General features: G+C 64.2%; 4 protein-coding genes. 1 reads left to right on the plus strand and 3 read right to left on the minus strand.

The features are described 5' to 3' along the window. The 3 genes from K8W16_RS07030 to K8W16_RS07040 all read right to left on the minus strand — a co-directional run. Positions 1-273, minus strand: a 273-nt coding sequence (locus K8W16_RS07030) for a PD-(D/E)XK nuclease family protein (protein WP_304122439.1), incomplete at its 3' end; no start/stop codon positions are given. Between the two features lie 495 nt (positions 274-768). After that, complete coding sequence (locus K8W16_RS07035) at positions 769-4,485, minus strand: pyruvate carboxylase (protein WP_304122441.1); 3,717 nt, start codon at positions 4,483-4,485, stop codon at positions 769-771. Between the two features lie 2 nt (positions 4,486-4,487). Next, entirely contained in the window at positions 4,488-5,528 is a 1,041-nt protein-coding gene (locus K8W16_RS07040; protein ID WP_304122443.1) for a biotin--[acetyl-CoA-carboxylase] ligase, read from the minus strand. 656 nt (positions 5,529-6,184) lie between these two features. On the opposite strand from K8W16_RS07040, the gene K8W16_RS07045 reads away from it, so the two are divergent. Then, complete coding sequence (locus K8W16_RS07045) at positions 6,185-7,357, plus strand: HD domain-containing protein (RefSeq protein ID WP_304122445.1); 1,173 nt, start codon at positions 6,185-6,187, stop codon at positions 7,355-7,357. The last annotated feature ends 106 nt before the right edge of the window (positions 7,358-7,463 follow it).

Genomic DNA, 7,463 nt, shown 5'->3' on the forward strand with positions numbered 1-7,463 from the left:
GGCGGAACCAAGAAAGGCGTTGTTTTTCAAGGCCTGGTTTACTTGCCGGATGAATGCTTTCAGAAAGGCGTTTCCCAGCGTATGGCTTTCTTGAGGATCAAGAAGCCATGCGATCAGCTGCGAGGTGCCGAGCTCATTGAGAGAGGTAAAATCAAAGATGTTGTTCTTTTGGGAATAGTTGATGACATCCGTATCTTGTGCAAAGTTTTCTATGCAACGGTCCATGACTGTGCCTTTCTGCTGTGGTCGGAAGGGAAGAATGGTGATGGCCATCATCATATCCCATTGTTATTTGTTGTTCCAGCAAAAACAGGTATGTTTTAAGCCTTTCTGGGGCATGATGCAGGGAAAGTGCGTTGCCGTCCGGGTGTTCTGCACAGTTTTCTCTCTCGTTTTCTGTTTTTTTCCCTTCGGCATACCGTCTTCTCCCCATCCCCCCTTCCTGTTCGCGTCTTCTGCCGTTTCCGCGCGCCTGCCCCTTGCCGTTCGTTCTCTCGCTTTTCGTCCTGCGCTTCGTCTTCCTTGTCTCTCTTCACGTCCGTTTTTCCGCGCCGCCCGTGGTCTTCGGCGCTCTATCTTCCTTCCGCGCGTCTTTGTTCTTGCTTCGTCTTTCATTCATCTCTGAGTGACCTTGCGGAGGCGGGGTGCACCGTCGTTTCGTCTTTCCGCCGTGCGGCATCCTTCCCTTCCCCTTGCTCCCCCCCCCTCCGGGCAAAAAAATCCCCCGTCGGGGAACCGGCGGGGGAAGGTGTCGGAGGTTATGCGCTTTTATTCCTGCGTTTCTTCCTTGGCCACGGCAGAGCCGCACCAGGGGCAGAACTTCATGGCCGCCGAGGGCAGGGGCTTGCCGCACTCGGGGTTGGAGCATACGGTGGGGCAGGGGCCGAGTTCCACGATGAGCTCGCCTTCGCGCACGGGGATCATCTTGCGCGTGGCCTGGTAGTCGGCCGTCTTGAGCACGCGCTTGACGATGCCGTCGGTGGGCGCGAGCACGGCCTTTTCCTGCTTCATGATGGAGATGTTGAACAGTTCGTCCCCGGCCTTCACGATATCGCCGGGCTTGACGTACATCACCCACAGGTCGCCGTTGGACGGCGCGGGAACGTGGTAGATGTTGTTCTCGTCGGCCATGGTGGTGTCCGCGGCGGCCATGCGGCCTTCGGCCACCTTCACTTCATGGCTGATGATGATGGAGTCGAAGCTGTAGCGCACCGTTACCGTGCCGTGGTCGCTCACCGGGCTGATGCGGAAGATAGTCATCTTGTGCGGCTTGCCGCTGGAATCGGTGAACTGGAGCTCCTGGCCGAGCTTCAGGCCCTCGAACCATGCATGCAGGGGCAGGCGGTTGGGATCGCCGTACTTCTTCACGAACTGTATGGTCTTCACCGCGTCGCCGGGGTGGTTCAGGTACATGACGAGCTCTTCGTCGTTGGGAGCGCGCTTGAGGATGTCGGCGCAGGCCTTTTCCTCGGCTTCCACGTTCACGTCCTTGAGGTGGTCGAGGGGCGAATCCTCGGTGCGCGAGGCCAGGGCGGAGCGGTAGCCCGCGCTGCCGAAGGCGCTTTCATACACCCAGTCTTCCGGGAAGCCCAGGGGCAGGCGGCCGAACTTGCCGAGCAGGAGATTCCTGAAGGCGTCGTTGCAGTCGCGGTAGATATCGAGGCGCTGCTCGCGCAGGATATCGTCCACCTGATCCTCGGGCGTGACGGCGGCAAGCTCGGCCACGCGGATGAGTTCCTGCACGCCCTTTTCGCCGCTGCGCTTGAAGGCGTTGGTCACGGCGAGGAAGGCGGTATTCCAGGTGATCTGGGAGCCGGGCGTCACGTCGTGATAGCGCACGATCCGGCGTATGGACGCAAGGAAGCGCAGCATGTGCGGCAGAAGCTGTATGTAGCCCTGCTTCATGGCGCCTTCCTGCGAGGAGGAAGTCGCGCCGCCGGGCATGCAGTGGCGCACCGCGTCGTAGTCCGTGCCCTGGAAGTAGGGCGAGCAGTAACGGTCGTAGAAGGGCATGATCTGCTTGAGCACGAAGTTGGCCTGGCTGATCATATCCTTGTTGACCATGGTCTTGAGGCCGAGTTCCCCTTCCATGTAGGCCACCGTGGCGAGCACGTCGCCCTGGCCGTAGGTGCGCACGCTCGCGCCGAGGCCCGTATCCACGATCTGCACGCCGGCCTTGGCCGCCGCGCCCACGGCCGGGATGAACAGCCCGTCGGTGGTGTGGCGGTGATAGTGTAGCACAAGGTCGGGCCAGCGCTTCCTGATAGCCGTGGCGAGGTTCGCGATGAAGGAGGGCGGGCAGATGCCGGCCATGTCCTTGAGGCCGAGGATGATCATGCGCGAGGCGTCCTTCTGGTTGCAGCCCGCGATGTTCCCCACCATGTCGAGGGTGGCGGCCGTCACGTCGAGGTAGTGATCCACGTCGAAGCCCTTGGCCACGGAGATGGACAGGGCGGGCTCGAAGACCACATCGTTGCGCGAGAGCACCACTTCGGCGATGGGCCGCATGTTGCGCATGTCGTTCAAGAAGTCGAAGCAGCGTATGATCTGGTAGTTGTCGCAGATCATTTCGCCCGTGATGTTCATGAGGTTGCGCGGCTGCGGGGTGTAGCCGAGCACGTTGGTGGAGCGCACGAGAAGCTGCTTGAGCGTCTTCGGCGCGAACTGGTTCCAGGCCTGCGCTTCGCTGAAGGGGTAAGTCATGTTGGCCATCATGGCCACATGGAAGTGCGCGCCGCCGCCGTTTTCCAGCGAGAAGAAGTTGCACGAATCAAGGTAGGGCCCGATGAGCGCGTCTTCGGCAAGGCGGAAGCGGTTGCCGGTGTTGGACTGCGTCATGTCGCGGGTGGTGGTGTCGGTGAAGTGCACCGCCTTGGAATCGCGCAGGAATTCCAGAAGCTGGTCGCGTTCGTGCGGGTAGGGGCTCGGCGCATAGCGGTCCGCTCCCGAAATGTGCGGCAGAACGGGCTCGAAGGCGGGCAGGCGCGGCGTGTCCACGGAGCGGTACGCCCCGAGCTGCACGAAGGGGTTGTAGCCCTTGGCCGAGATTTCCGCCACGAGGTGGCTCAGGCGTTCGCCTTCGGGCGCGATGTCCTGATAATCGAAAAGCTCCGGCGTGTTGGCCACGAAGTTCGTGTCGAAGTTCGCGGAACGGAACTGTTCGTTCTGCAGGATATGGCGATAGAAGGGGATCGTCGTCTTGATGCCGGAGATGGTGTATTCCTCCAGCGCACGGTCCATGACGCTGAGGATACGTTCCCAGCTCTTGCCGAAGGCGATGAGCAGCGCGCCTGCGGAATCGTAGTTGGAGGGGAAGTCGTAGCCCGAGCAGAGGTTGGAGTCGAGGCGGATGCCGGGGCCGCCGGGCGATTCGTAGCGCACCACGCGGCCGCAGTTGGGCGTGAAGTTGTTCTGCGGGTCTTCGCAGTTGATGCGCACCTGCATGGCCCAGTTCTGGGGCCTGGTGTTCTCCTCATCGAAGGGGAGCTTCGCGCCGAAGGCTACGGCGATCTGCGCGCCCACAAGGTCGATGCCGTAGCGGCTTTCGGTGATGCCGTGCTCCACCTGGAGGCGGGTGTTCACTTCGATCATGTAGGGCGTGCCGTCCTGCGTGACGAGGAATTCCACCGTGGCCAAGGAATAGTAGTTCACCGCCTTCACCAGGGCGCGCGCGTATTCTTTAAGCTGTGCGCGCAGCTTTTCCGTCATGCCCGGCCAGGGCGAGGGCGTGATTTCCACAAGCTTCTGATGGTTGCGCTGCACCGTGCAGTCGCGTTCGTCGAAGGCGAACACGTTGCCGTACTGGTCGGCAATGACCTGAATCTCGATGTGGCGCACATGCTCAAGGTAGCGCTCCACGAAAAGCCGCGGGTTGCCGAAGGAGGCTTCCGCCATGGTGGAGGCCTTCACAAAGGCGTCTTCCAGCTCCTGCATGGTGCGGATCACGAAAATGCCGCGGCCGCCGCCCCCGCCTTCGGCCTTGAGCATCACGGGCAGGCCTATCTTCTTGATGACTTTGCGCGCCCCTTCGATATCCACCGCGCCGTCGGATCCGGGCACCACGGGCACGCCTATCTTCATGGCGAGGTTGCGCGCCTGCACCTTGTTGCCCAGGAGGTTCATGGATTCGCAGGTGGAACCGATGAAGGTGATGCCCGATTCGGCGCACTTGCGGGGGAAACTGTCGTCTTCCGAGGCAAAGCCCCAGCCGGGGTGTATGCCCACCACGCCCCGCGCCTTGGCCTTGCTGATGATGAGGTCAAGGTCGAGATAGGCGGTGGGGTTCGGGCCGAGGAGCATGAGCTCCTGCGCGGCCGAGGCTGCGGGGGAGGTCTTGTCCACGTCCGTGGCCGTCATGATTGCCACGGCGCCGAAGCGCTCGCGTATGGCGCGGCAGATTCGCCGCGCGGGGATGCCGCGGTTGGCTACCAGTATGGCCTTGCCCTTGAGCTCGGCCCGGATCTGTTCCATCGTTTTTGCAGACATATCTACTCCGAAGAGGAAAGGAAGCCCTCGCCGGGAAGCAGGGAGCCGCCCAGAAAAGTTTCCGTTCCGTAAGCTGTGCTGAGGCGGAGCGCGCCGGATGCCGTCACGCCGTCCACGAGCCCCTCGCAGGGTATCCGGGCGAGAGCCTCCCCTTCCGGGCATGCGTCCGCCAGAGTGACGCGGCAGCCCTTGAAGGCGAGATGCTTCTCTGCCAGGGCGGGCCACCACGGCCTTGGGGCGTCTTTACCTGCATAGCAGGAAAACATGCGCCCCGCAAGTCGCTTCCAAAGCGTGAAAATAGTCACGATATCCTTGTTTTCCTTGCCGTTTTCCCCCCCTTGCCCCACAAGGGGGAGCCCGCCTTTCCCGCACAGTACCCCGGCGGAGAAAGCGTAGTTATCACGCAGGCTTGAAAGGGGAGGGCAGGAGGCGAGGTTCAGCCCTGTGCCCGCAATGAGCGCGCCGTGCCGCTCCTCGATGAGCATGCCGCCCACCTTGCGGCAGCCCTCCCTGCCCGGCATGACGCCCGGCCGGAAGCCTTCGGCGGCCTGAAGAATGTCGTTGGGCCACTTGAGCATGACGGGGCAGCCTTCCCCGCTCAGGGCCTCGGCCGTGAGCGCGCCGCAGGCGGGCGCGGCGGCAAAGCCTGCAAAGGGGCCGTCCGCAGGCAGGCGCAGGGCGGAGTAGAGGTTGCCGGGAGGAGAGCTCCACGCGCGGCGCATCTGGCCCCGGCCCGCACTCTGGGAAAGGGAGAGCAGCGAGGCCCACTCCGGGAAAAGCCCGGCCTCCAGAAGCGTGCGCGCCGCATCCAGCGTGCTCGTGGCCGCCCCGGTGAGGTACACGGGCCCGGGCAGGTCTTCGGCGGGCATCTCCAGCCAGCGCAGGGGGCCGCTGCCGCCCATCTTCCATTCTCCGTTCCCCGGGGGCGGGGCGAGCGGGGAGGCGGAAAGCCCTTCCAGGGTAAGGGGCCGGGCCGCAGGCTCTTCGCCGTACAGGGGGGGGAGACCTTCGTAAAGCAGGCGTATCACAGGGGCTTCATTCATGGCTTTTCAGGGGTAAGAGGTTGGGGCGCAGGGGCCGGGGAAGCAGGGCCGCCCGGCCCAAGAGGGGCGGCTCCGGCGCCTTCTCCCCCGGGCGGTATCCTTGCAGGGGCCGCGCGGGGCGACATTCTTTTCCGGGCTCTTCCCGGGGCCTCCGCGCCCGGTACAGGGGCGCCTTCGGAAGCGTCCGGCCTTATCCCGCCTTGCGGAAGGGCCGTTACGCAGCCGCACGGCCCGGAAAGCGGCCTTGCCTGCTCCCGCCGCGGAGGGGAGCGCGGACGGGGCGGCCTGTGCCGAAGAAGCTGCGGGGCCGCATCTTTTGCAGGCCCCCGGCCGGAAGCCCCGTTCCCGTTGTTCTTTGCCCCTTCCGCAAGGGGGCCGGCTCAAGCGGCTTTTGCGCTCCGCCGGGCTTCCGGGAGAGCCGCGCCCGGGGCTTCGGGCGCCCGTTTTTCCTGCCGTCGCCGCGCCTTCCTGCACCCGCTTTTTTCCGGCCGGGCATTGACAAGACGCCGCGCGGCGCGACATTCTTTTCCGGGCTCTTCCCGGGGCCTCCGCGCCCGGCACAGGGGCGGGAACAGGCTTTCTCTTCTTTTTTCTGCAACAATTCACGTTTCCCCTTGCGGCTCTCGCCCGGCGAGGCCGGAGGGGCGGGGAAGAACATGACGCAATGGTATGTGGTGGGCGGCGCGGTGCGCGACCTTCTTTTGGGGCGGAAGGTGCACGATGTGGACATTTCCTTTTCCGGCGGTGAGGAATCTTTTCTACATGTCTTCCCCCGGGCGCGCAAGACGGGCGGGAGCCTTTCCGTCTGGCTGGTGGGGCAGGACGAATTCACCGCCCTTGAAGGCAGCCCCCAGCAAGACATGTTCACCCGCGACCTCACCGTCAACGCCGCCGCCCTCGATGCCGAAGGCCGCCTCATCGCCCACCCGCGCTTTCTCGCCGACCTCGAAGGCGGCGTGCTCCGCCTCGCCTCGCCCCGGGCCCTTGCCCGCGACCCGCTGCGCGTGTTCCGTACCGCACGCTTTGCCGCCGAATTCCCTTCCTTCTCCCTTCACCCCTCCGCCACAGACGCCATGCGCGCCTTCGCCCGTGAAACACCCGACGCCCTCGCTTCCCTGCCCGCCGAAAGGGTGGGACGCGAACTTCTGCGCGCCCTTGCCGCCCCCGCGCCCTCGCGCTTCTTCCTGGCCCTGCGCGAAGCGGACTGCCTCTCCCCCTGGTTCCGTGAACTCGCCCCCGCCGCCCATATCCCCGCCGGCCCCCTCCCCTGGCACGATAACTCCGTGCTCGACCATACCCTCGAAGTCATGGACCGCTGCGCAGGATACCCCCTCGCCGCGTGGATAGCCCTCTGCCACGACCTCGGCAAAATCCGTACCGACGCCGCAATCCTCCCCCATCACTACGGACATGAACTCAAAGGCGCAGAACTCGCCCGCTCCCTCGCGTCCCGACTCCGCCTCCCCTCCCGCTACACCCGCGCAGGCGTCGCCGGTACTGTCCTCCATATGAAAGGCGGCGTCTACGGCTCCCTCCGCGCCGGTACCCGCCGCGATATGCTCTGCAAACTCCAGGAAAACCGTATCTTCCACGAGTTCTGGGTGCTCGCCGGAGCCGACGGCGGCTGGGACTGGGAACCTATGGCCTCCCGTGACCTCGCCGCCATACGCGCCGTCCACCTCCCCGATGCCTGGCGTAATAAAGGCGAAGCCTCCGGGAAAAGACTCCGCCAACTCCAGTGCGAGGCCCTCTCCCGACTCCCCGCCTTTACCCCCGAACGCGCAAAAAACGCCCCGCCTATGCCCGCCGTCGAGCAGAAGCAGAAGTAAACGCAAGTAAACGCAAGCAAAGGCAGGAAAGGCAGGAAAGGCAGGAAAGGCAGGAAAGGCAGGAAAGGCAGGAAAGGCAGGAAAGGCAGGAAAGGCAGGAAAGGCA

It is taken from the genome of Mailhella massiliensis, from assembly GCF_020741395.1.
Taxonomy (GTDB): domain Bacteria; phylum Desulfobacterota; class Desulfovibrionia; order Desulfovibrionales; family Desulfovibrionaceae; genus Mailhella; species Mailhella massiliensis_A.